Annotated in this window: 24 protein-coding genes and 2 pseudogenes; 14 read left to right on the top strand and 12 right to left on the bottom strand. The window is 61.4% G+C overall.

Annotation, left to right across the window (positions count from 1 at the left end; all coding sequences use genetic code 11):
* The first annotated feature begins 120 nt into the window (after positions 1-120).
* The 3 genes from AMK00_RS25840 (at position 121) to AMK00_RS25830 (ending at position 2,201) form a co-directional block, all read left to right on the top strand.
* Positions 121-396, top strand: coding sequence for a DUF2934 domain-containing protein (locus AMK00_RS25840; protein WP_064808404.1), 276 nt, complete (start codon positions 121-123; stop codon positions 394-396).
* A 316-nt stretch (positions 397-712) separates the two neighbouring features.
* The gene (locus tag AMK00_RS25835; RefSeq protein ID WP_064808402.1) at positions 713-892 is read left to right on the top strand and encodes a hypothetical protein; all 180 of its coding nucleotides are present in this window, start codon (positions 713-715) and stop codon (positions 890-892) included.
* 103 nt (positions 893-995) lie between these two features.
* Entirely contained in the window at positions 996-2,201 is a 1,206-nt protein-coding gene (locus AMK00_RS25830; protein ID WP_064808400.1) for an MFS transporter, read from the top strand.
* A gap of 98 nt (positions 2,202-2,299) precedes the next feature.
* Here the strand turns inward: AMK00_RS25830 and AMK00_RS25825 are convergent, their stop codons facing one another.
* The 6 genes from AMK00_RS25825 to AMK00_RS25800 are packed head-to-tail and all read right to left on the bottom strand — an operon-like array spanning position 2,300 to position 7,820.
* Positions 2,300-2,992 carry an amino acid ABC transporter permease gene (locus AMK00_RS25825; protein WP_064808398.1) on the bottom strand — a complete coding sequence of 231 codons (693 nt, stop codon included), beginning with the start codon at positions 2,990-2,992 and terminating at the stop codon, positions 2,300-2,302.
* 19 nt (positions 2,993-3,011) lie between these two features.
* Entirely contained in the window at positions 3,012-3,719 is a 708-nt protein-coding gene (locus AMK00_RS25820) for an amino acid ABC transporter permease (protein WP_064808396.1), read from the bottom strand.
* 56 nt (positions 3,720-3,775) lie between these two features.
* Positions 3,776-4,594 (bottom strand): amino acid ABC transporter substrate-binding protein, encoded by an 819-nt coding sequence (locus AMK00_RS25815; RefSeq protein WP_064808395.1) that lies wholly within the window; start codon positions 4,592-4,594, stop codon positions 3,776-3,778.
* A gap of 15 nt (positions 4,595-4,609) precedes the next feature.
* The gene (locus AMK00_RS25810; protein ID WP_064808393.1) at positions 4,610-5,350 is read right to left on the bottom strand and encodes an amino acid ABC transporter ATP-binding protein; all 741 of its coding nucleotides are present in this window, start codon (positions 5,348-5,350) and stop codon (positions 4,610-4,612) included.
* Between the two features lie 8 nt (positions 5,351-5,358).
* Positions 5,359-6,834, bottom strand: a complete 1,476-nt coding sequence (locus AMK00_RS25805; protein ID WP_064808391.1) for an NAD(P)-binding domain-containing protein — start codon at positions 6,832-6,834, stop codon at positions 5,359-5,361.
* Complete coding sequence (locus AMK00_RS25800) at positions 6,831-7,820, bottom strand: LysR family transcriptional regulator (protein ID WP_064808843.1); 990 nt, start codon at positions 7,818-7,820, stop codon at positions 6,831-6,833. The genes AMK00_RS25805 and AMK00_RS25800 overlap by 4 nt, the downstream gene beginning before the upstream one ends.
* A gap of 166 nt (positions 7,821-7,986) precedes the next feature.
* Between AMK00_RS25800 and AMK00_RS25795 the strand changes: the two genes are divergently transcribed.
* Both AMK00_RS25795 and AMK00_RS25790 read left to right on the top strand, forming a co-directional pair.
* On the top strand, positions 7,987-8,469 hold the full coding sequence (locus AMK00_RS25795; RefSeq protein WP_064812169.1) for a CMD domain-containing protein: 483 nt from the start codon (positions 7,987-7,989) through the stop codon (positions 8,467-8,469).
* Positions 8,466-9,041, top strand: a complete 576-nt coding sequence (locus AMK00_RS25790; protein WP_064812168.1) for a peroxidase-related enzyme — start codon at positions 8,466-8,468, stop codon at positions 9,039-9,041. Before AMK00_RS25795 ends, AMK00_RS25790 begins: the two co-directional genes overlap by 4 nt.
* A 47-nt stretch (positions 9,042-9,088) precedes the next feature.
* Here AMK00_RS25790 and AMK00_RS25785 read toward each other — a convergent pair whose 3' ends face one another.
* Positions 9,089-9,571, bottom strand: a complete 483-nt coding sequence (locus tag AMK00_RS25785; protein ID WP_064808386.1) for an Lrp/AsnC family transcriptional regulator — start codon at positions 9,569-9,571, stop codon at positions 9,089-9,091.
* Positions 9,572-9,667: 96 nt separating this feature from the next.
* Between AMK00_RS25785 and AMK00_RS25780 the strand changes: the two genes are divergently transcribed.
* From AMK00_RS25780 to AMK00_RS25760, 6 genes are all read left to right on the top strand, one after another.
* Positions 9,668-11,167, top strand: a complete 1,500-nt coding sequence (locus AMK00_RS25780; protein WP_064812167.1) for an aminotransferase class V-fold PLP-dependent enzyme — start codon at positions 9,668-9,670, stop codon at positions 11,165-11,167.
* Positions 11,160-12,038 carry an MBL fold metallo-hydrolase gene (locus AMK00_RS25775; RefSeq protein ID WP_064812166.1) on the top strand — a complete coding sequence of 293 codons (879 nt, stop codon included), beginning with the start codon at positions 11,160-11,162 and terminating at the stop codon, positions 12,036-12,038. The genes AMK00_RS25780 and AMK00_RS25775 overlap by 8 nt, the downstream gene beginning before the upstream one ends.
* Before the next feature lie 64 nt (positions 12,039-12,102).
* Positions 12,103-12,882 carry a sulfite exporter TauE/SafE family protein gene (locus tag AMK00_RS25770; RefSeq protein ID WP_064812165.1) on the top strand — a complete coding sequence of 260 codons (780 nt, stop codon included), beginning with the start codon at positions 12,103-12,105 and terminating at the stop codon, positions 12,880-12,882.
* Positions 12,883-12,959: 77 nt separating this feature from the next.
* Positions 12,960-13,121, top strand: coding sequence for a hypothetical protein (locus AMK00_RS31595; RefSeq protein ID WP_189637645.1), 162 nt, complete (start codon positions 12,960-12,962; stop codon positions 13,119-13,121).
* Between the two features lie 11 nt (positions 13,122-13,132).
* Positions 13,133-13,681, top strand: coding sequence for a hypothetical protein (locus AMK00_RS25765; RefSeq protein ID WP_064812324.1), 549 nt, complete (start codon positions 13,133-13,135; stop codon positions 13,679-13,681).
* Positions 13,682-13,991: 310 nt separating this feature from the next.
* Positions 13,992-16,727: a hybrid sensor histidine kinase/response regulator gene (locus AMK00_RS25760; RefSeq protein ID WP_064812164.1), complete on the top strand. Its 2,736-nt coding sequence runs from the start codon at positions 13,992-13,994 to the stop codon at positions 16,725-16,727.
* Here the strand turns inward: AMK00_RS25760 and AMK00_RS33640 are convergent.
* Positions 16,687-16,957 (bottom strand): annotated as a pseudogene (locus tag AMK00_RS33640) (hypothetical protein). The gene AMK00_RS25760 and the pseudogene AMK00_RS33640 sit on opposite strands and share 41 nt — an antisense overlap.
* A gap of 274 nt (positions 16,958-17,231) precedes the next feature.
* Between AMK00_RS33640 and AMK00_RS25755 the strand changes: the two are divergent.
* From AMK00_RS25755 to AMK00_RS25745, 3 genes and pseudogenes are all read left to right on the top strand, one after another.
* Positions 17,232-17,546, top strand: a complete 315-nt coding sequence (locus AMK00_RS25755) for a hypothetical protein (protein ID WP_064808370.1) — start codon at positions 17,232-17,234, stop codon at positions 17,544-17,546.
* Between the two features lie 112 nt (positions 17,547-17,658).
* A pseudogene (locus tag AMK00_RS25750) lies at positions 17,659-17,946 on the top strand (DUF3175 domain-containing protein).
* A 2-nt stretch (positions 17,947-17,948) separates the two neighbouring features.
* Positions 17,949-18,674, top strand: coding sequence for a glutathione S-transferase (locus tag AMK00_RS25745; RefSeq protein WP_064812163.1), 726 nt, complete (start codon positions 17,949-17,951; stop codon positions 18,672-18,674).
* Here AMK00_RS25745 and AMK00_RS25740 read toward each other — a convergent pair.
* The 4 genes from AMK00_RS25740 to AMK00_RS25725 all read right to left on the bottom strand — a co-directional run bounded on the left by AMK00_RS25740 (position 18,657) and on the right by AMK00_RS25725 (position 24,154).
* Positions 18,657-19,685 carry a DNA topoisomerase IB gene (locus AMK00_RS25740; protein ID WP_064812162.1) on the bottom strand — a complete coding sequence of 343 codons (1,029 nt, stop codon included), beginning with the start codon at positions 19,683-19,685 and terminating at the stop codon, positions 18,657-18,659. The genes AMK00_RS25745 and AMK00_RS25740 overlap by 18 nt on opposite strands.
* A 15-nt stretch (positions 19,686-19,700) precedes the next feature.
* Positions 19,701-21,857 (bottom strand): glycogen debranching protein GlgX, encoded by a 2,157-nt coding sequence (gene glgX / locus AMK00_RS25735; RefSeq protein WP_064812161.1) that lies wholly within the window; start codon positions 21,855-21,857, stop codon positions 19,701-19,703.
* A 103-nt stretch (positions 21,858-21,960) separates the two neighbouring features.
* Positions 21,961-22,755 (bottom strand): SDR family NAD(P)-dependent oxidoreductase, encoded by a 795-nt coding sequence (locus AMK00_RS25730; protein ID WP_064812160.1) that lies wholly within the window; start codon positions 22,753-22,755, stop codon positions 21,961-21,963.
* A gap of 193 nt (positions 22,756-22,948) precedes the next feature.
* Positions 22,949-24,154, bottom strand: a complete 1,206-nt coding sequence (locus tag AMK00_RS25725) for an MFS transporter (protein WP_064812159.1) — start codon at positions 24,152-24,154, stop codon at positions 22,949-22,951.
* Positions 24,155-24,189: the final 35 nt, after the last annotated feature.

The raw sequence follows: 24,189 nt of genomic DNA, 5'->3' as shown, positions 1-24,189 counted from the left end.
TGCTGCAACGCGAAATATTTACGGTTGCAGTTCGATTTCGCTTGAAACGGCGCTCCTCCTCTGGAACCATCCCGGCAGTATCGCGTTCGAACGACGGCATTATGTGACTGGAGATCAGCGATGTCAGAAACTCGGGAAGAGTGGATCAAAAAACGTGCATACGCCCTTTGGGAAGAAGAGGGCCATCCGACAGGACGAGATTCCATCCATTGGGAACGGGCGCGGCACGAGCGCGAAGCGTTCGAAGGCTCTGCTGCCTCTTCCAACGGCAAAGAAGCCAAACCCAAGGCCAAGCGCGCCGCAACGGCCACGAAGCGTGCCGCAACGGGCGCCAAGACAAACGGCGTTGTCACGCCGGCGCCCAAGCGGACGGCGAGCCGCAAGACGGCATCCTGACTGCTGGAATACCGATCACATTCAAAAAAGGGCGTCGTTGCGACGCCCTTCGGCTGTGCTTTGTCATATGCCTGAATTAGTTGGGTTTTAAGAGATTGCAGGCGGGCTTGCCGCGCGGGGTGAACAAAGGCCGGATGACGCTGCAAGTTTTGAAGCTTCCAAAAAAATTTGAGGCTTCGCCCGCAAGCCAGGAACAAGACGATACGAAACTGTTTATGGCGAAACGAGGGAGGCGGCCATGAACGATCGTATCGAAATCCTCTTCGCTACGCCTCTTGCAGCCCGCAGCCACGCTTCCAAGGTGATCGTGTAAGCCATGGAAATATCGCTCGTGCTCATCGCCGCTCTGCTTTATCTCGGTCTGGCGCTCGGCTTCATCCTCGTCGTCGATAAGCTCGTCGAGCTGGTTTTCCGCGATTCCCGTACGCCGCTGCGACTGCCCTCCTTCGATATCGGCCGCGCCTTTGCAGCGTCGCAGAAATTCCACCGGAAATAACAGTTCAGCTGGCGCCCACGCACGGTTAGAAAGTAGGGTGGTCTGGCGCAGCGACCCCGAAAACCGGAATTGATTTTCGGAAAGCAGGATGAGATCGAGGACAATGGGACAGCGGCGAAGCGTTCAGCCGGCGACATGGCTTTTTGCGGCGCGCTCCTTGCGTGACTTCGGCGACGGCTTCGTGGCCATTCTTTTGCCGGTCTATCTCCTTGCTCTTGGATTTTCGCCCCTGCAGGTCGGCGTCATTGCCACGGGATCCCTCTTCGGATCAGCACTTTTGACCATCATCATCGGATTTCTCGGCGGGCATCATGATCTCCGCCGCCTGCTTTTGGCAGCCGCCGGCCTGATGGTCGCCACCGGTGTCGCCATGCCCATGATCAGCGACTATGCGCTGCTGCTCGCCGTCGCCTTTGCCGGCACGATCAATCCGTCGGCAGGCAGCGTGAGCATCTTCGTGCCGCTTGAACATGCGGTCCTTGCCCGGGAGGTGACCAACGCCGATCGAACGAGAATGTTTGCGCGTTACAGCCTGGTCGGGGCGCTCGCAAGCGCCGGGGGCGCGCTTGCTGCGGCGCTGCCTGACGTCATGACGCGGTTCGGAATGACGCAACTGAGTTCGATCAGGCTGATGTTCGTTCTCTATGCGCTCGTTGGCATTCTCGGCGGCCTTCTTTATGCCCGCATACCGTCTCGCCCGGTGACGCACGAAGATCACAAGCCGGCGGCACTCGGGCCTTCGCGCGCCATCGTTATGAAGCTCGCGGCCCTCTTCAGTCTCGATGCCTTCGCTGGAGGTTTCGTGGTCCAGTCCTTGCTCGCGCTGTGGCTGTTCGAACGATTCGATCTTTCGCTATCCCAGGCTGGAGTGTTTTTTTTCTGGACCGGCGTGCTGTCGGCGTTTTCGTTTCCTGTCGCTGCCCGGCTATCGAACCGGATTGGCTTAGTGAACACCATGGTGTTCACCCACATTCCATCAAGCATCGCTCTCGGCCTTGCCGCATTCGCCCCCACCTTGCCGTTGGTGCTTGCCTTGCTGCTGGTTCGGGCCGCGCTTTCGCAGATGGATGTGCCAACCCGTTCTTCCTACGTGATGGCGGTTGTCACCGAGGCGGAGCGAGCCGCTGCCGCAAGCTTCACATCGGTGCCGCGCAGCCTCGCATCGGCGGCCAGCCCTGCGCTGGCCGGTGCTCTTTTCGCCGCGTCTTATCGGGCTTGGCCGCTTATCATCTGTGCCGGCCTAAAGATTATATACGACCTCCTGCTGTTGCTGCAGTTCCGCCACCTCAAGCCGCCCGAGGAATCCTGAAGTCCATGCCTGCCTCCGGCGGAAGTTCATCGGCTACCGCCCCTAAACGCAGCGCCGGCGGGCGCGAGCAGCGTCAACTGCAACGGGCGCATGCCCCCTCAGGTCCGTCCTCTGAGAGCTCGCTCTGTTCTGTCGGCGATTTGGGTCACGGCATAGGCGATCACCATGTAGATCACCACGGCGACCAGGAAGGCTTCGAGATAGTAGAAATTCAGCGCCGCGGTCAGCTGCGACTGTGCGAAGATGTCGACCACCTCGATGGCGAAGCCTAGCGACAGCGCCTTCATGATCACCATGAAGGAGTTGGCGAGATCCGGGATCGCTGCCACAATCACCTGCGGCAGCATGACCCGGCGGAAGAGTTGGCTCTTCTTGTAGCCGAGCGAATAGGCGGCGTCCGCCTGCCCCGTGTCGAACGAGTTCAGCGCGCCCTTGACCACCTCCGCCTGGAAAGCCGCGACGCAGGCTGTCAGGGCGACGATGAGCGTCACCCAATTCGGCGTCGAGTGACCATTGTACTCCACGCCGACGAGCGAGGTAAGGAACTGCAGCGTCGACGGAAGTCCATAATAGGCAAGGAAGATCACCACCACCATGGGGACGCCCTTGAACGCCACCTTGTAGGCGACAACGAGCTGGCGAAGGACTGGGACCCGACGATACTCGACCATGGCAAACAGGCTGCCGATGATCGTCGAAAGCACGAAAATGGCGAGCGCCATGGCAAGCGTCAGCGGCACTGCGCCCAGGATATCCCGGAGGTCGGGAAGAAGAACTTCGATATCGAACATGGTGTGCTCCTTCCTTCGATCAGACGCTTGCCATCAGCGTGGCCCGGGCGGGCGCAGCACTCGGGGCGAACTTCGCAGAACGAAGCTCGAAGAAACGGACGATCAGCCAGGCGGCCAGGCAGAGGACCGAATAGAGCACCGCCAATAGGAGGTAGGTTTCGAACTGATATTGGTTGTAGTCGCGCTCCATGACGAGGTGGGCGGTCGCCATCACGTCGGCGGCGCCGATGTACATGACCAGAGCTACATTATGGATGAGGTAGATGATCGAGTTTCCGTAGCCGGGAAGCGCGATATGCACCGCCTGCGGCGCGACGACGCGCACCAGCTTCTGCCGGAACGTATAACCGAGGCTGTCGGCGGCGTCATGCTGGCCGCGCTCGACGGCAAGAAAGGCCGGACGCATGACTTCCGACAGATAGCCGCCATGATAGAGGCTGAGGCCCAGCATGGCGGCGATCGTCGGCGAGACGAAGTCGTCGATGCCGAAAACGCCGACAAGCACCGGAAGACCATAAAAAGCCACGAACAGCTGCAGAACGACCGGAACGCTTCGCGCGTAGGACACGTAGAGGTCGGCCAGCTGGCTGACCACCGCAATCCTGCGCACGCGGAACGTCGTCGTCATCAAAGCCAGCACGAAGCCGGCGAACATGGCCGTGAACGTGATCGCAAGCGTCAGCGGCAGCGCCGAGAGCAGCTCGGGGATCATGATGGATAGGTCCACTTGGGAACACTCCTTCTGTCAGTCAGGGGCCTGGTCGCCGGCTTCGAAGCCAGGCGTTACTTCATGTATGTGGTGATGTCCTCGCCGAACCATTTCTGCGAGAGCTTGGCGAGCGTGCCGTCGGCCTTGAGCTCCTTCAAAGCCTTGTCGATGCCGTCGGCGAGCGCCTTGTTCTCTTCCGAGCGATGGATGAGCACGAAGGTGTTGTTGATCGCGACCGGCTCGCTTGCCTGGACGTTCAGCTTCTGCTGGTCGATCACGGTCTGCTCGCCGAGATTCGACGGCAGGACGAGCGCGTCATACTTGCCGTTCTCGACCTCCTTCAGGCGATCCGGATAGGGAATGCCGGCACTCGAAGCGGTGATTTCGATCTTGTAGTCGGGATTCTTTTCCTGCCACGCCGTAGCGAACTTGTAGATGCCGCCGCCCGCCGTCACCGGCACGATCTTCTTGCCGACCAGATCCTTCATCTCCTTGATGCCGCTGTCCTTGCGGCTGTAAATCTTGATCAGGCTGGCGCCGATCGGCGCTTCCGGAATAAGGAACTGCTTTTCGCGGGCTGGCGCACGATAGTAGCCGCCGGTTGCGATATCGTACTTGCCGGTCGCAAGGCCCGTCTCCTGCGCGATGTCGGCAGCACCTTCCATCACGAACTTGTACTGCGGCAGCTTGGCGTTGATCGCCTTCAGGACGTCGGGCTCGTAACCCTGCGGTTCGACGCCGATCGCGCCCCAGGAGAGCGGCTTCGATTCCGCCGCGGTGGCGATCTTGATCGTCCGAACGTCCTCGGCGAAGGACGCGGTTGCGAACGCGATCGCGACGCCTGCTACGGCGAGACCGAGACCACGGCGCGAGATTGAACTCATGGAAGTCATTTCAGGCATCCTTTCTTACTGGATCGCGCGTTCGGAATTGAGAAACTGAGCGAGGCGCGGGTTGGAGGGCGTGTCGAAGATTTCGGACGGACTGCCGTCAGCTGCGACGACACCTCGGTCCATGAAGACGATGCGGTTCGAGATGTTCTTGGCGAACTGCATCTCGTGCGTGACGAGAAGCGAGGTGATGCCCGAGGACGTGACATCCTTGATCACCTTGAGGACCTCGTTCACGAGTTCGGGATCGAGCGACGAGGTCGGCTCGTCGAAGAGCATCACATCAGGTTTGACCGCGAGCGCTCTGGCGATGCCCGTTCTCTGGAGCTGCCCGCCCGAAAGCTGCGACGGATAGTTGTCGAGCTTGTCGGAAAGCCCCACCCGCTCAAGCTCCTGCAGCGCAATGGCGCGGGCTTCGTCCTTCGACTTGCCCTGCACGACAACCAGCGGATCCATGACGTTCTGGATGACCGTCATGTTCTTGAAGACGTTGAACTGCTGGAAGACCATCGCGGTGCGTAGACGAATCGCCCGAACGGCGGTCTTGTCCGGCCGCGCGAAGTCCATCCTGATATCGTCGAAGGCAATCGTTCCGGATGCCGGCTTCGCCAGGTGGTTGATGCACTTCAACAGCGTCGTCTTGCCGGTTCCGCTGGGACCGATGATCGAAACCACGTCACCTCGTTTCACCGAGAGATCGACGCCATTCAGGATCTGGGTGCGACCGTAGGACAGCTTCAGGTTCTTGATCTCAAGCATTTCGGATATCAGGTCCTTTCGGAAGACAGTTCGGGAAGCGCTTCGGTCTCGGCATCGAACCACTCGTCGCCGAGAAGTTCCGGCGTGTCGAAGGCCTGGAGGTTTGCAAAGTGCTTCTCGCGGTCTTCGACGAAGAGCGATCGGACGACGCCGCGCGCCAGGCGGTCGGCGCCCTCGCTGATTGCAGGGATGTCGCCTGTGAGCTTGCCGTGGCTGAGGGTCGCCGGGAAGTTGAAGCAATGAATCTTCGAGAGAACCGGGCAGGAACCCGGTTCCCTCTCAAGGAATTCGAAAGCCTCGCCAAGATCAGGCGATCCTTCAAGCTCCGCATTCGCCATCCCGGCCGGCATCGGGAAGCGGTCGCGCCAAAGTCGGATGTGGGGTTCGAAGACCGCCAGTTCCGGCCGATTGGTCAGATCGATCTTGAAGCCGGTCCCGAAGATCAAGAAGTCGAGGGGGTAGCTGGCCTTCGACGTCGTCACGACGAGCTGGTCGCCGTCCTGCTGCAGGCCGGTGATCGGGCTTTGGAGATGAAGGTGGGCCCGCTCGAAGGAGCTGACGCGCAGCACGCTCGGACGCGGCGGCGGCGTCTGCTGGCTCATGGCGTAGTCGAGGAAGCGCCACTTCCATTCGTCGGGCAGTCCGGCGAAGCCATGGACGACGCCCTGGCTGCCGATGCCGGTGAACTTGTTGATCCGCGGCAGTTCCTTGCGGCGGACGAACATGTCGAGGCGGGCGACACCTGCTTCGAGCGCGGTCGCGGCATTGTCCATCGCCGACGCACCCGCACCGATCACCCCTACCCGCTTGCCGCGCAGCGCTGCGAAGTCGATCGCATCGGCGGTGTGCGCCCAGAACCTGCGATCGATATTTTCGGCGATGTCGGGCACGAAGGGGCCGCCGAGACCGTCGCGGCCGGTTGCGAGAACAACGTGGCGGGCGATAATCGTTTCCGTGCGCCCATTCTCGCTGCAGGCGAGGTCGAGCATGCCATCGTCGCGCGGCAGGATCGCATCGACCGAGACGCCGTTGCGCACCGGCAGCTCGAGCACCTTCCGATACCAGATCAGGTAGTCCATCCACGTCTCGCGTGGCGCTCGGTCGAGCGCCATCCACGCTGCGCTGCCGAAGCGCGCTTCATAATAGGCCCGGAAGGTGAGCGCCGGCAGTCCCATCGCGGGGCCTGTAAGCTGTTTCGGAGATCGAAGGGTGCGCATCCGGGCGAAAGTGACCCACGGCCCTTCCTGCCCGGCGGGTGCCTTGTCGAGGATGACATGGTTGGCGACGCCAAGGCGCTTCAGCATTCCGGAAGCGACGAGGCCTGCCATGCCGCCGCCGATGATGACGACGTCGATGACAGGCTGGCCATCAATTTCGCGGGCGGGAACCCACGCCTTGGCGGGCAGTTCCAGCCAGGAGAGGTCCTGACGAAGACGCGCTTCGAGGGCGTCAAGATTGTGAGGATGTGTGGAAAGGTCGCTCATGCCGGCGCTCCTTCGGAGATCGCAGCCTGCCCGTAGACGGTGTCCGCCAAGGTTTCGATGCCATTCGCCTCCAGCAGACGGCAGCCAGGCATCTTCAACGCTTCGAGCCGCGCGGCATCGATAACGGCGGCGACGGTCGGCGCGAGCGGCAACGCCGCCGCCGAGATCGCACCGAACAGGAACGGGATGGCCAGGTCGAGCACGCGCATAACGATGCCATCGAGGGGCACGCCGCAGACGGTCGCGGGCTCGACGATGGCAATGCCAAGTCCTGCGCGCACCAACGAGAGCGCAGTCAGCGAGGCGTTGACGTCGATGATGCGATCCGGCGCCACCCCTGCTCGTTCCAGCGCCTCGTCGACGCGATGACGAAGCCGATAGGGGTTCGCGAGCGTGATGATGCGACGCTCCGCGAGATCGGCCAGGCGAACGACGTCGTTCGCAGCGAGAGGATCGTCGGCGCCGATGGCGATCACGCAAGGTGCTTCCGCGATCCAGTGGATGTCGAGACCGCGATGTTCGAGCGGCAGGCTCGATATGCCAAGATCGGCCGACCGGGCGAGAACCGCCTGCACGACGTTTTCGGCGGCGAGCGCCTGGACGTGGAGATGACGCGGGATCAGGTCGGGCGAGACGGCCGCCAAAGCCTGCGGCAGGATTCCTGCGGCAAGAGACGGCGTTGCCGCGATGGTCAAGGTCGCGGGCTCGTCGAGACCGATTGCCTCGGCCCGTTCGCGGATGTGCGTCAGGCTGGCGAGATGACGTTCGACCTCGGCATGGAAGCGCAGTCCGCGCGACGTCGGCTGGATGCGCGGACCGCTTCGGTGGAGGAGCGCATAGCCCAGATCGGCTTCCAGGTCCTGGATCTGCCGCGTCACGGCCGGCTGGGAACGGCCGAGCAGCCGGGCTGCGCCGGTGACGCTGCCAGCCGACATCACCGCCGCGAAGGCTTCGAGCTGCCGGATGTCGAACGGGCTTTTATTCATATTCAACATGAACCACCACTATCCATGCTTTGGAAGCATTCGCTTTCCATGATTTGAGCAGATACTAGATAATTATTTCGCATGGATTGCAAGTCTCCATGTGATTTTGACATAATGAACCTCCACCCTATCTAAAGCTCTCCCGCGAGATGCAAAGGAGCCTGCCTTGACGCTCATCGAAACTCTTGCCGCCGTCAGACCCGGCTCAGCCCTTGCCGAGGCCATGGAAAAACGGGCGGAGATCCTGCGCCTCAGCGAAGCCGCCCACGACGCAGTCCTTCTTCCGCGTGATCCCGGTGGCCTGTCGCATGGCCTCAGGGCGGCGCTTGCCGCCCGTATGGCCCGTCACAACCACAGCGAAAAACTGGCGAAGCACTATGACGAACTGGTAAAACGTGCCGCCGAGGCATCGACAGCGCCGCTCGCCAAGCCAGGTACTAGCGCAACCGATGGGCGCATCGCAGAGATCGTCCGCCATGCGGACCGACTGACGGTCGCGCCGCGGGAAGCGACCCGCGACCACATAGAAAGATTGCGCAGTGCGGGAATGACCGACGCAGACATCGTCCGGCTGTCGGAGCTTGCGGCCTTCGTAAATTATCAGGTTCGCGTCATTGCAGGGCTGGCGCTGATCGGAGGAAGACAATGAGCGAAATCGTCCATACCTTCACCACTGAGGTTCCACGCTGGCGGCCTTACGTCATTCCAGTCGATCTTGAAACTGCGACCGCCGAGCAGCGGGCGGCAATGCAGGTCACGCCCTCCAACAAGGGCATCTCCCCCTACGTCCTGACGCTTGCGCATGACCCGGAATCCCTCGCCGTCCGCTCACCCCTGTTCAACCTGATTATGTACGGTAAGGACGGGCTTTCACCGGGAGAACGCGAGCTGGGCGCCACTGCTGCTTCCGTCGTCAATCGCTGCGTCTACTGCGCCGCCGTCCATGCCTCCCGGTTCATCAGCCATACCAAGCGGACTGACGTGATCGACGCCATTTTCGCCGATGGGCTCGACGCCGAACTCGATGAGCACCTTCAAACCATCTTCGATTTCTCCGCCCATCTGTCGACGACACCGCCGGAAGCAACGCAAGCTGACGCGCAGGCGCTGACGGACGTCGGTCTTTCCGAGCTTGAAGCCCTGGACCTCGTGTTATCGTCCGCCATATTCGGCTGGGCGAACCGCCTGATGCATACGCTCGGCGAACCAGTAAAGGACTAGACATTTCCGGGTTAGCTTGAAGCATTCTGTTGGATTCGGCGTAGGCGTCACCGCATGCGCATCAGGTCCACAGCGCGATTGCTGATGATTGCTTCCATCGAAAAATAGCCGGTCACTGTCGCAAGATCGAAGTTCGTTATCAGCTTCTGGTAGAAAGCGTCATAGCCCGACATTCCTTTGGTGATGACCTTGATCAGGTAGTCCCAGTCGCCGCCTATTCGGTAGAAATCGACGACTTCCGGCATCCGGTCGACGTGCTTGCGAAAATCTTCCGACCATTCCTTTGAATGATGGCGAGTTCGGATCATGACGATCACCGTGAGATCATAACCGAGCGCTTCGAAATCGATGGAGGCGCGCGATCCTTTGATGACACCTGTCGCATAAAGGCGCTGAAGCCGGCGCCAGCAAGCATTCTGCGATAGTCCGACCTGCTCGGCCAAGTCGCGTTGAGAAAGCGAAGAATCCCGCTGCATGCACGTCAGAATTCTCAGATCAATTTCGTCAATTTTCAAATTATTATCGATCATATGACCCAATCTTGTCCTATTCGTCCAAAAAATCGGTGAAGTTTTCGACGGTGATGCAGATTAGAATCGTTGTCAAATCCTTCGCGGAGAATGACGATGCACGAACTGGCTGCGCGCTATCCATCAAAAGAACTCTCCACGGTCCTCGGCAAGTTCAAGAGTGATCTCAACCGAGATGACCCCATCGGCAGGTTCAGGGCGGGGCTGATAGGCTCAAAGGCGAAGGTCGACGGCCCGTTCGGCCCCAAGGACCTCGTCTATGCCGACTACGTGGCTTCGGGACGCGCCCTCATACAGATCGAAGAATTCATCCTCGAAGAGGTCCTTCCCTACTATGCGAACAGCCATACCGAGGCGTCCTACTGCGGAGGGATGATGACCCGCCTTCGACGGGAAGCCCGCTCGATCATTGGAGAGCTCTGCGGAGCCGATCGACAGCATGCCGTCATCTTTGCCGGATCAGGCGCGACGGCGGGCCTCAATCGCCTGGTGAAGCTGCTGGGCGTCGCCGATGCGATCGCGGCCGGCAAAAGCGTGCGCGTCGTCCTCGGCCCATATGAACACCACTCCAACATCCTGCCTTGGCGCGAGAGCGGAGCGGAGGTCATCGAAATTGCCGAGCGCAGCGACGGTGGTCCCGATCCGGTCATGTTGCAGAAGGCACTTGAGAACGCGCCCGCAGATTTGACCGTTTGCTCGTTCTCTGCCGCATCGAACGTCACCGGCATCCTGACCGACGTCGTGGCTTTCACAAAGATTGCAAAGGCCGCAGGCGCCAAAGTCGTCTGGGACTATGCGGGGGCCGGACCATACGTGCCGATTGCGATGACGCCCGAGCTTGGCGCCGAAATCGACGCAATCGTCGTGTCTCCTCACAAGTTCCTGGGCGGCCCAGGGGCCTCCGGCATATTGGTCGTGCGGCAGGACGCGGTAGTGACGAGCAAGCCATCCTGGCCCGGGGGCGGCACGGTGAAATTCGTGTCACCCACGGGGCACGATTACAGCGACAGCCTGGAGTCTCGGGAGGAAGCGGGAACACCCAACGTCATCGGCGACATCCGTGCGGCGCTCGCCTTCCTGGTCAAGGACGCGATCGGACTTGATGCAATCAAGCGGCTGAACGACGAGTACACGCGGCGCGCCTTCACCGCCTGGAAGGACGTTTCGGAGATCGAACTGCTTGGCTCCACCTCGATCGCACGCTTGCCGATCTTTTCGTTTCGCGTGCGCGATGGAAAGGGTGGCTACATCCACCAGCAATTGATTACCCGCATGCTCAGCGATCGGTTTGGCATTCAGGCGCGTGGCGGCTGCGCCTGCGCTGGACCCTACGTGCATCGGCTGCTTTCGATAGACACCCGGACGTCGGAGCGCATGCGGCAGGCGATCTTGGCTGGCAACGAAATCGAGAAACCCGGATTCACGCGGCTCAACTTGAGCGTCCTGGCATCGGACGAAACAGTTGCCTTCATCCTGGATTCGGTCGCGCAACTCGCGCGGGACGCACCGTCGTATGTCGCGCTCTACACCTTCGACCCGGCGCGCGCGATCTTCTCACCGGTCGCGTCCGGTCGACAGGAGGCGGTCTGTGCGTAGACCTGATGTCGCCGCGTTCTTCGACGCGCGGACCTTTTCGATTCAATACGTGGTCAGCGATCCGCAAACCAGGGCCTGTGCGATCATCGATCCGGTTCTCGATTTCGACGAGAAGTCAGGATCGACAACGACCCACAACGCCGAAATGCTGTTGGACCACATTCGGGACCAGGACCTGCGCCTGCACTGGATCCTCGACACTCATCCGCATGCCGATCACCTTTCGGCCGCCGCCTATCTGAAGGAGCGGACCGGCGCGCCAACGGCGATCGGGAGCCGCGTCACGGATGTTCAGAAAATCTGGTCGAAGATCTACAACTGGCCTGATCTTCCCGTCGACGGCAGCCAGTGGGATCGGCTCTTCTTCGACGGAGACACCTTCTCTATTGGGAACATCGAGGTCGGCGTCATGTATTCGCCTGGCCATACCCTTGCCTCGATCACCTACACGGCGGGCGACGCCGTGTTCGTTCATGACACTGTCTTCATGCCTGACAGCGGCACTGCCCGTGCGGATTTTCCAGGCGGCAGCGCCAGGTCACTCTGGTTGAGCATTCAGAACATCCTGACGTTACCCGGCGATACGCGCCTCTTTGTGGGACACGATTATCAGCCCGGCGGCCGGCAGCCGCTCTGGGAAAGCACAGTGGAACGTCAGAGGGCGGAAAACATCCACGTTGCGCGATGTGCTTGCGCCGACGCGTTCGTCACCCTTCGGGAGGCGCGTGATCGCACGCTGCCGATGCCGAAGCTCATACTTCACGCGCTGCAGGTCAACATCAACGGCGGCCGGCTACCGGAACCCGAAGGGAACGGCCTTCGCTATCTCAAGTTCCCGATGGGTGCCTTTCAAGGTTCCGTCTGGTCCTGAGCAACCCGATTACGGCACCTCGTCCGCTGACTGAACATTCTGTGCTCACGCAGGATCCTGAAAAATGGCGCTAGATCTTTTCCAATATGGCATGGGGACCCTCAGCGGCGCCTTGGTTGGCTTCACCCTCGCCCTTCTGGGCGGTGGCGGCTCCATCCTTGCCGTCCCGCTTCTTGTTCACGCCGTAGGACTGACCGACGCCCATACCGCCATTGCCACCAGCGCCGTTGCCGTTGCTTCGAATGCGTTGATCAGCCTGGTCATGCACGCGCGCCGAGGAACGGTGATATGGCGGTATGCGGGACTCTACTGCGCGACTGGCACCGTCGGAGCGCTGCTCGGCGCCTCGATCGGAAAGATGCTGGATGGGAAGCATCTGCTTTTGTATTTCTCGGGGCTGATGATCGCCATCGCCATCTTGATGCTGCGTCGAATAAGCGTCGCCAGCGAAGATACCTGTATCTTCGAACGTCGGAACACCACCAAGGTTCTTGCGATCGGTGGCGGGAGCGGCGTCGTCTCCGGTTTTTTCGGAATAGGCGGTGGCTTCCTGATCGTCCCCGGCCTGGTGTTTTCCACCGGCATGCCGACGATCAATGCGGTGTCGACCTCTTTGGTCGCGATCGTGGCGTTCGGTTCGACTACGGCTGCCACCTATTCCATCTCAGGTCTCGTCGACTGGCCGCTCGCCGCGGTCTTCATCGCGGGAGGCGCGTTCGGCGCCGTCCTCGGCTGCAAGCTTGTGCACCGCCTTAGGCCCTATCAATCTGCTCTCAATAGTGTTTTTGCGGGCGCCATTCTCACCTTCGGCATCGCCATGGCGTGGAGCACCCTCCTCGGATAGCTCGCCGTAGCCCCGGTCGATTTGCTTGTGCTTCCACATCCTCTTCACATTGCCGAGCAACGGCTCGAGATGGAGTAATGTCGCCGACCGCGGTGGTCTTCCGGGACCGCATCTCCTATCTGATGAGAAGGCATCCGCAATTGCTTGCCTCCGTCTCGCGCGCGATGGCCGGTCTGGCTGGTCTCGTGCTTGTCGCTATCGCCGCGATCGAGATAGCGAATTGGTTGAACGCGCGATGAGGATCAGAGCGATGCTAAGACTGCAGACTATACTCGCTTCGGCAGCAATTGCTTTCGTGCCTCTCACCAACGCCCTTGCGGACGATGCTCTGCCTCCGTTCGACCGCTTCGCCGATCACTGCCTGGACCGCGGGCCGCAGTATGATCGCGCGGCCGCACTCGCCCACCGATACAAGTGGCCGTCGCTTGCTGCCGACATGGTGTTGAGCATTCTTCCTCTTTCGGAACCCGTGGCATTCGACGGCTGGATCACCGGGGCGGGCAGCACGGCGCCATTCGAAGCCCTGGTCGTTGGACGGGCTATGGTCGGAGAGAAGGCTGTCGAGAGCTGCACGATGGCCTTCGCGGGGACCGACGCCGCAGGCTTCGAGCGCAGCCTTGTTTCAACAAGAGCGGCAAGGCCGTCCGGAGAGCAGAACGGTGAAGGACGTATCCGGAAATTCTTCACGATCGAGCGCGATGGGTTGAAAGAGGCGGTGACGCTCGATCTTCCCATCTACCCGAACGGCAGCGACGAGGTGCTCGCGAGCGTCGTCGCCGAGCAACAAACCGAGCACTGAATATGTCCCGGTGACAAAGCGATCAATGCATTCTGTCCCGCCATGCCGCATCGGCCGCGCCTTCGCAGCATCGCAAAAATTGCCGAACTAGCAGTTGTTGCCAGCGTCCGCTTGCGGCTAAAGCGCTGAACACGGGACGGTAACGATATTTCGACCGAACCCTTTCCCTGCCATTTCAAACCTCTATGTTGACGGTTGGACGAGCTAAACCCCTACGGCGCGCATCTTTTCAGGCGCGCAAGAAATGCTGTAGAACGTTGAATTGCTGCCGTTCACACCGGCGCGGCGGGCGATAGGGAAGCGGTTTTGAATGAGAAGCGTCGGCAACAGCTGGCCGAGAGGCGGCGGCAAAATCGGCGAATTGTTGCGGCATCCGGCCTTTGACGCCGTCGGTCTCGGACCGGTCGAAAGCTGGCCTGCTTCTCTCAAGCATATCGCCGAAATGGTGTTGAATTCGCGCCAGCCGAAATTCGTCGCCTGGGGTCCGGATCTCGCCTTTCTCTACAATGATGCCTACGTGCCTGTTTTCCCCGACCGGCATCCTGGCGCACTCGGGAGACCCTTTCGCGAGGTTTGGGCTGATATCTGGGAACAGTTCTCGCCGATCGTCGCCAGCACGCTTGAAGGCAGGCCGCAGCTGTTTAAAGAGCTGCTCATCCCGATGCGCCGGGACGGCCGCACCGAGGATACCTGGTTCACCTTCTCCTACACGCCGCTGCGCGACGATGACGGCGCCATCGCCGGCATCCTCTGCGCGACCCTCGACGTCACCGAACAGGTCGCCGCCAAGCGCGGCGAGAAGCTGGCGCTGGAAGAACTGCGCGCCAAATCGGAGGCGCTTGCAGTCGTCAACCAGGCGGGCGCCGCTATTACCATCGAGCCCGATGTCGAACGTCTCACCCAGATTGTCGTCGATGCCGGTGTGACACTGACGGGCGCCGAATTCGGCGCCTTCTTCTACAATGTCGATGATGGGGAGGGCGGCAGCTACATGCTTTACGCGCTCTCCGGCGTCGACCGGAAGAACTTCGAGAAATTCCCGATGCCACGCAATACAAAGGTCTTCGAGCCGACCTTCAGCGGCGAAGGCATCGTGCGCTCCGACGACATCCTGCTCGACCCGCGCTACGGCCAGAATCCGCCGCATTCCGGCATGCCGACGGGGCATCTCCCGGTCAGGAGCTATCTTGCCGTGCCGGTCAAATCGCGCGACGGCAGCGTTATCGGCGGCTTGTTCTTCGGCCACGGCGAACCCGGCCGCTTCTCTCAAGCGGCCGAGGCGAGCCTCGTCAGCCTCGCCGGCCAATCGGCCGTCGCGATCGACAATATTCGGCTGTTCCGTGCCGCCAAAATCGAAATCGACCAGCGCCGCCACATGGAAGATCAGCTGCGCAAACTCAACGAAATGCTCGAGGTCCGGGTCGCGGCCGAAATCGCCGATCGCCAGCAGGCCGAAGCAGCGCTCCAGCAGTCGCAGAAGATGGAATCGATCGGCAAGCTCACCGGCGGCGTTGCCCATGACTTCAACAATCTGCTGCAGGTGATCTCAGGCAATCTCCAGCTTCTCGGCAAGGACGTGGCCGATAACGGCCGGGCCAGGGAGCGCATTTCGAATGCGCTTGCCGCCGTCGAACGGGGCTCGCGACTGGCAAGCCAGCTGCTCGCCTTCGGCCGCCGCCAGGCGCTGGAACCGAAGGTCGTCAATATCGGCCGCCTGGTCACCGGCATGGACGACATGCTGCGTCGCGCGCTCGGAGAGGAAATCGAAGTCGAGACCATCGTCTCCGGCGGCCTCTGGAACACCTTCGCCGATCCGGCCCAGATCGAGAACGCCCTGCTCAACCTCGCGATCAACTCGCGCGACGCTATGGATGGCGTCGGCAAGCTGACGATCGAGGTCGGCAACGCCTTCCTCGACGATTCCTACAACCGCACCCATCCCGAGGTGAAGGCCGGCCAATATGTCGTGCTCGCCGTCACCGATACCGGCTCCGGCATGACGCAAGAGGTGATGGAGCAGGCCTTCGAGCCGTTCTTCTCTACGAAACCGGAAGGTAAGGGCACCGGTCTCGGCCTGTCGATGGTCTACGGCTTCGTCAAACAGTCCGGCGGCCACGTGAAGATCTACAGCGAGATCGGCGAAGGCACGACCGTCAAACTCTACCTCGCCCGCTCGGTCCGCAGCGAGGATCGCGCCACGGCGGCCGACACCATGCCGGCGACCGGTGGAACCGAAACCGTCCTTGTCGCCGAGGACGACGAGGGCGTTCGCGCCACGGTCGTCGAGATGCTCTCGGATCTCGGCTATTACGTGCTGAAGGCGAAGGATGCGCACAGCGCCCTCACCGTGATCGAGAGCGGCGCCCATATCGACCTGCTCTTTACCGATGTCGTCATGCCCGGCCCCCTGCGGAGCCCGGAGCTTGCGCGCATGGCGCGACAGCGCCTGCCCGACATCGCCGTGCTCTACACCTCGGGCTATACCGAAAACTCGATCGTCCATGGCGGCAGGCTCGATCCGGGCCTGGAGCTGCTCTCCAAGCCCTATACGCGCGAGGAGCTCGCCCGCAAGATCCGCCAGGTGCTCGCCAACCGGCCGCAACGCCACCAGGCGGAGGCCAATGCGCGGGTGTCCAATGCAAGGCAACCTGATCCACAGGTTCCCGGCACGGCTGGAAAGCTGAGGCTGCTGCTCGTCGAAGACGATGCGTTCATCCGGATGGATACCGCCGAAATCCTGCAGGATCTCGGCTACGACGTCATCGAGGCGGGCAGCGGCGAACAGGGCGTTGATATCCTTGGCCACACGCTCATCGACGTCATCGTCGTCGATGTCGGCCTGCCCGGCATGTCGGGCTCGGCCTTTGCCGCCAAGGCGCGGGACGCCCTTCCGTCCGTCGGCCTGGTCTTCGCGACGGGCGACAGCGACCCGCCCGACGCCGCTCGCTTCTCCGGCTCGGTGCTGCTGACGAAACCCTACGACAACGCTGCGCTCGACCGGGCGGTCAAGAGAGCCGTCGAGCTATCCCAAGCTGAACCACTCTAACCCCACCCCCCTCGAACTCGGGATAATTGCGCATCAGGTCGACCTCGCTGGTGCAGCTGTCGTCGCGGGCCGTTAATTCGATCGAGATCATGTCGGCAGGCTTGAGGCAGCCGTCGTTATGTAGGAATGTCCCTTCCCTTCCTTGAAGCTGACGATTAGGTGACCGGCGATACTTGGCCGTTCACGTCGATCGCGCCGTTTCCATCGCCTCTGACGATGTGTTTTTCCATGTTCTCGATTCCCCGCTGCACGCAGGTTTAAGCAGGCTTACCTATCGGAAACCTGACAAAACAGGCTTTTGTTCCGAATTTCGGGACAATGGCTCCTGGAGCGCCGTGTGTCCGTTCGGAGCGCAGAGGACGCTCTAACTCTTTAAATCTACGCACCGGACTACCGAAAATCGATCTCGTTCGGGCCGATGCTGTAGGGAACTTTTCCCCTCGGCACCGGTTGGATTCTCTTACAAACCGCGTTCGAGCGCTTTGCAAACCACAGGAGGCGAAGATGCCGCGAGGAGACAAATCCGACTATACCGACAAGCAGAAACGCAAGGCCGAACACATCGAGGAGAGCTACGAGGAGCGTGGCGTCTCCGAGAAGGAAGCCGAACGGCGCGCCTGGGCGACAGTCAACAAGGAAAGCGGCGGCGGCAACAAATCCGGTTCCGGCCGCGGCAAGAAGGATACGCACGAATCCTCTGAAAAGGGCGGTCGGGCCGGCGGTGCTGCATCCGCGGCACGCTCGAAGGAGGAACGCTCCGCTTCCGCCAAGAAGGCGGCCGCGACACGCAAGCGCCACGAGCACCATAGCCATCACTAAGCATGTGCCGAAGGGTGTGAGCGGTCTCAGGCGGCGTCATGCTCCAACTCTGTAATCGAGGATCGGCAGGCGTCAGTCTATCGCCTGCCCATCCGGCAAAGGGATTTTCGCCATGGCCAAATAGAAGAAGTGGTCGCAGGACGTTACCGAACACAGCAACGCGATGGACCTCAAGGAAGGCGTGTTCAAATCGGACGATCCGAAGAAAATTGCCCGGTCGATCAAGCACTCCGCCGAGGAGAGCGATCGCCGCAAGTCGAGCCCGTTTCGCGCCGCCATGTCGATGCTGACCTTCTACATCAACCGCGCCGGCGAGCAGCTGTCGAAAAAGCGGCGCGGCACCCTTGAAAAAGCCAAGGACGAACTGCGAAAAGACTTCGGTCGTCAACCGAGGCATTGAACATGGCATATGAGCTTTATTATTGGGACGGCATTCAAGGCCGTGGTGAATTCGTGCGCTTGGCGCTGGAGGAAGCCGGCGCCGACTATGTCGACGTCACGCGTCAGCCCGGCCGAGGAACGGGCGCCATGCTCGAGATCATGAAGAGCGAAGGCGAGCTTCACATTCCCTTCGCGCCGCCCTTCCTGAAAGACGGCGATCTTCTTATCCCGCATGTCGCCAATATCCTGTTTTACCTAGGGCCGAAGCTCGGCCTTGCGCCGGAGGACGAGAGCCTTCGCTATGTCGCCAACGGCCTGCAGCTCACCATCACCGATTTCGTCGCCGAAGCGCACGATACGCACCACCCGATCGACGTGTCGCTTTATTATGAAGACCAGAAGCAGGAAGCCAAAGCCCGCTCGGTCGCCTTCATCCGGGACCGCATTCCAAAATTCCTCGGTTATTTCGAGCGCGTGCTGACGCGAAATCCGCAAGCTCCCAATCATATGATTGGCAATTCGCTCACCTATGTCGACCTCTCCCTCTTTCAGGTGATCGAGGGCCTCACCTATGCCTTTCCCAAAGCGATGAAGAAGAGCAAGGCCGAATACCCCGCTCTCCTTGCCCTGCACGATGCGGTAGCCAAACGCCCGAACATCGCCCGCTATCTCGCCTCCCCTCGCCGCCTCGCCTTCAATGAGGAAGGTATTTTCAGATACTACCCGGAGCTAGACGCAGGGAGCTGAAGAGTTCAGTTCGGCCTCGCGGGTGAGGAAATCAAGCAGCCTGTTTTCTTCGGCCCGCAGACCCCGCAGCGGCTCGTTGCCGCCCTCGGTCAAAGGATGATCATTGCCGGCGAGCGCAATGATGGCCGGATGGATATAGCTCGAGCGTGAGATCGCCGGCGTATTGTGCAGCGCCTCGGCCGCAGCCTCCGACATTTCCTTCACCGTCGGCCGGCCGCCGCCGACGATCCTCTCGCGGGCGACACCGAAGGCCGCCAGCGATCCGGCCCAGGTGCGGAACGTCTTGGCGGAAATCGGAATGCCCGATATTTCGGCCAGATAGGCATTCAGCCGGCCGGAATCGACCGGTTTCAGCGCGCCGCTTTCATCCTTCCAGACGAAGAGCTGGCGGCCGGGCAGGTCGGAAATCTCTTCCAGGATTTTCTGCAGCCTGGGATGTTTGAGGCTGCGCTGGACACGCTTGCCGCCCTTGGCGCGGAATTTGAGCTCGATGCGCCCGTCAACGATTTTCAGATGCCGCTTCAAGAGCGTCGTCGCGCCATAGGTGCCGTTCTCCCTGACATAGGCCTGGTTACCGACTCGCAGATGCGCCTCGTCCAGCAGCGTCGTCAAAGCCGCCAGCACACCGTTGACGTCTTCGGCACCGGTGTCGAGATGGCGCAGGACGGTGCGGCGGATCTTCGGCAGTGCCTGGCCGAATTCGATCAGCTGGTGGAACTTTCCGGCACTGCGGAAGGACTGCCAGTCCTTGTGATAGCGATATTGCTTGCGCCCGCGCGCATCGATGCCGGTCGCCTGCAGATGGCCGTTCTCGTAAAGACAGATCCAGACGTTTTCGTAGGCCGGCGGCAGGCCGAGCGCACCGATGCGCGCCCGCTGCAACTCATCGGAAAGTGTTGTGCCATCCGGCATCACATAGCTGAAGCCCTTGCCTTTCCTGCGCCTGCGGATGCCCGGTTCGGTATCGCTGACATAGATCAGGCCAAGTTCGGTGATGGCTTCGGCATTCATGCTGTTGATGACCTGCTATTTGCTCCTGCGGCCGAACTGAAACCATCGGCGGCGCTGGGCCTTGGTCGCCCCCTCCGGCGGTTGCGTCTGGCCTGTCGGTGCAAAGACGGCCAGGCTTTGGGTGTAGACAATGACCGGATTGTCCTGATCGTGCACCTCGAAGGCGCCGGTCTCCGCCCCGGTGTCGAGAACCCGTGACCACTGCGTCAGTCCGTTCACCTCAGGCAGATGGACCTCGCAGTCGCCGCCGGCGTTGAAGACGAGGAAAAGGTCATCCATGTTTTCGGTATCCAGCGCATGCGCGCTCTTCGAGAGGTAGAGGCCGAGCACCTGCAATCCTTCATCGTTCCAGGCCCCGTCGTCCATGAAGCTGCCGTCGGGCTTGTACCAGGCGATCTCGATGCGCCCGTCCTCGCTGATCTCGCCGGTCAGGAACCGCTCCTGCCGGAGGACTGGATGAGCCTTGCGGAAGGCTGCCGCCCGCCGACAGAAATCGAGGAAGGGATCGTCGAGCCCGTCCCAGCCTGTCCAGCCGATCTCATTGTCCTGGCAATAAGCGTTGTTGTTGCCGCCCTGGCTGTTGCCAAGTTCGTCGCCGGCCAGGATCATCGGCACGCCTTGGGAGAGCATCAGCGTCGCCATCATGTTGCGCCGCCGGCGGGCGCGGGCCGCGTTGATGTCGGGATTATCGGTGGCGCCCTCGGCGCCCATATTATCGGAATGATTGTCCGAATGGCCGTCCCGGTTATCCTCCCCGTTCGCCTCGTTGTGCTTGCCGTCGAAGGACACCGTATCCATGAGCGTGAAGCCGTCATGGGCCGACAGAAGATTGATCGAGGAGGTCGCGCCCCGATCGGAATGATTGAATTGCGGCGCCGAGCCGGTGATGCGCGCCGCCAGCTCCGACACCATGCCGCCGTCGCCCTTCCAGAAGCGGCGCACGTCGTCGCGGAACTTGTCGTTCCACTCGCGGAAAGGGTGCGGGAAACCGCCGACCTGATAGCCGCCCGCGCCGATATCCCAGGGCTCGGCGATCAGCTTGACGCCGGCCAGGATCGGATCCTGACGGATAGCACCGAAGAACAGGCCCTGACGGTCGAACTCCAGATCCTGGCGCCCGAGCGTGCTGGCAAGATCGAAGCGGAAGCCGTCGATATGCATGACCCCAACCCAGTAGCGCAAGCTGTCGAGCACCATGCGCATCACCATCGGATTGGCAACGTTGAGCGTGTTGCCGGTCCCGGTCGTATCGAAGGTGTGGCGGGGATCGTCGGGAGAGAGGATGTAATAGCTCGCATTGTCGAGCCCTCGGAAAGACAGCGTCGGCCCCTTCTCGCTGCCTTCGGCCGTGTGGTTGTAGACCACGTCCATGATGACCTCGATGCCGACGGCATGGAACTTCTTCACCATGGTCTTGATTTCGGTGATCTTGTCACTTGAGAGATAGCGCGCCTGCGGCGCGAAGAAACCGAGCGTCTGATAACCCCAATAATTCCTCAGATTCTTTTCGAGGAGATAGCGGTCGTCGAGGAAATATTGGATCGGCAGGAGCTCGATCGCCGAGACGCCAAGTCCGACGAGATGATCGATGATCGGATCGCTGCACATGCCGAGAAAGGTGCCGCGCAGCCGGTCGGGCACTTTCGGATGCGTCATCGTCAGGCCGCGCACATGCGCCTCGTAGATGATGGTATCCGGCCAGGGCCGCCGGATCGCCTCTTCACCCGCCCAGTCGAAATCGGGATCCTGCACGACGCCCTTGACCATGAAGGGCGCGCTGTCGCGGTCGTCGAAGGAAAGATCGTCCTCGCCGATCCGATAGCCGAACAGCGCATCATGCCATTCCAGCTCGCCCGTCACCTGCTTGGCATAGGGGTCGAGCAGAAGCTTGTTCGGATTGAACCGGTGGCCCGCACCAGGATCATAGGGGCCATGGGCGCGATAGCCGTATACGGTGCCCGGTCCGATGCCGGCTATATAGCCCGACCAGATGTCGCCCTCGCGTTTGGGCAAGGGCAGCCGGGCAATCTCATCTTTTCCGTCAGGGGAAAACAGGCAGAGCTCGATCTGTTCCGCATGCGCCGAGAAGACGGCGAAATGAGTACCGGAACCCGTATACTCCGCCCCCAGCTCCGGCTTGAGGAAGTCGAGTTCCGAAAAGGAAAAGCTCATGGCGCCCCGCTTGATGAAAAGACCAAGCGGGAAACGTGAAGATGGTTCGAAAGTTCCGTAGCGGCGGGGGAAAGCGGACGCTGTCGTTTGCCGATCGAAGCGTTTACGGCATCAGCTGGCCGCCGTTGACCTCGATGACCTGGCCGGTGATGTAGCCCGAGAGCGTCGGCGAAGCGAGGAAGAGATAGGCTCCGACGCAATCCTCTGATGTGCCGACGAAGCCCATCGGGATCGATTTGCGTTGCAGTTCCATCTGCTCGTCATTGGTATAACGCTCGTGGAAGGGCGTGGCGATCACACCCGGCGCCACCGCGTTGACGCGGATCCTGTCGGCGACGAACTCCTTGGCATGGCCGCGCGTGATGGTCGAGACGAAGCCTTTGGAGGCGGCATAGAGGACTGCGCCATTGCCGCCGCCATTGCGGGCGGCGATCGAGGTGGTGTTGATAATGAAGCCGCCCTGCTTTTTCAGCCAGGGATGGGCCGCGCGCGTCGCCGCCAGCACCGAACGGGCATTGAGGTCCATCACCGCGGCATAATGGGCGTCGGTATATTCGGAGGTCGGCTTGCGCCCCAGCATGCCGCCGGCATTGTTGATGAGCCCGTCGAGATGGCCGAAGGTCTTCGCCGTCTCCTCGACGACACGCTCGGTCTCCCCTTCCCTCGACACGTCGCCCTGGATCAGATGCACCGTGCCGCCGGCAGCCCGAATCTCTTCGCCGAGCTTCTCCGCCGGCTCGCGGCTGGCGTTGTAATGCACGCCCACCTTGGCTCCTTGCGCCGCAAAGGCGCGGGCAACCGCCGCCCCAATCCCAGTCGAGGCGCCGGTGATCAGCACCGCCTTGCCTGATAGATCCGGCAATTTGATGGATGCGAGCATTTGAGCAAGTTCTGTCATGGCTATGACGCCTCCCGAAAAACCAAAGACATGGGTGATGAAACAGGCAGGGGAAAGTCTATCAGCCGAAATCTAAGAAGGGCAATGCACGAAATGGCGAGAGCCGAGGTCCTTGCAACACCTCGAATTCCTCTCAGCGGGCATCATCGCCGATGCCCGCCGGAGGACGTTCACTGGACCTTGAAAGAAATTGTTAGGAAGACACGCCCAAAACCGCCTCCTGCTCCCGCCGGACAAGCGGCGGAAATGCCAGCGCGATTGCCGCAGCACCGAGCCCAACCATCGCAGAACCGGTGAAAAGCCAGGAATAATTGGCGAAAGTATCGAAGATCCAGCCGCCGATCAGAGGGCCGAAGGCCATGCCGAGGCTGGAGAGCATCGTCGCGGCGCCCAAGACGGTGCCGATGATACGCTGGCCGAAATATTCCCGCGCCAGCACCGCATAGAGCGGCATCACGCCGCCATAGGCACTGCCGAAGACGATGGCGAGGGCATAAAACTCCGTCAGCTCGCTGACCAGGAGATAGGTCGCGAGCGCGGCCGCCTGCACCAGGAGGCCGGCGATGAGGACCGGCTTCACGCCGAGTCTGTCGGCGAGGCTGCCATAGAGCAGCCGGCCGCCGAGGCCCGCCAGGCCTTCGACACTGTAGATGCTGACGGCCGCCATCGGTGCGACGCCGCAGATCGTCGCATAGTTCACCATGTGGAAAATCGGGCCGGAATGGGCCGCACAGCAGGCAAAGAAGGTGAGGCCGAGCACGATGAATTGCGGCGACCGGAAGACTTTCGACAGCTGTGGCCGACCGCCTTCCGCGGCAAACTCGGTGCCGGCTTCGGCAGGCGGGCGCCTGACCAGCAGGGCGGCCGGCACCAGGAGCACCCAGGTGGCGATGCCGATGATCAGCATGGCGGGGCGCCATTCATAGGCCGAGATCAGCCAGCGCGCGAAGGGCGAGATGGTCATCGGCGCCACCCCCATGCCGGCCGAGACGAGCGACACGGCAAGCCCGCGGTTCACGTCGAACCAGGCGGTGGTCGCCGCGATCATCGGCGCGAAGAAGGCGCTGGCGGCCAGTCCGACCAGAATGCCATAGGTCAACTGAAATTCGATGAGCGTTGCGGCGCGGCTGGCGAGCACCAACGCCAGGCCGAGAAGCACGGACCCTACCAGCACGACGATGCGCGGCCCGAAACGGTCGCTTGCCGCGCCCCACAGGAAACCGCCGAGACCCATGACGAGGAAATTCAGCGTCATGGCGCTGGCGATGCCGACATGCGACCAGCCGGTCGCGGTGGCGATCGGCTCCTGGAAAATCGCCAGCGAGAACATTGCGCCGATCGCGACGCACGACATCAGGGCGCCAACGGCGACGATGACCCAACGATAGGAAACACTCATGGCTTCATACCTCCATGCCGACAGAGTGATCGCGA

The organism is Rhizobium sp. N621, from assembly GCF_001664325.1.
GTDB lineage: Bacteria > Pseudomonadota > Alphaproteobacteria > Rhizobiales > Rhizobiaceae > Rhizobium > Rhizobium esperanzae.
This window is presented reverse-complemented; position numbering and strand designations above follow the sequence as displayed.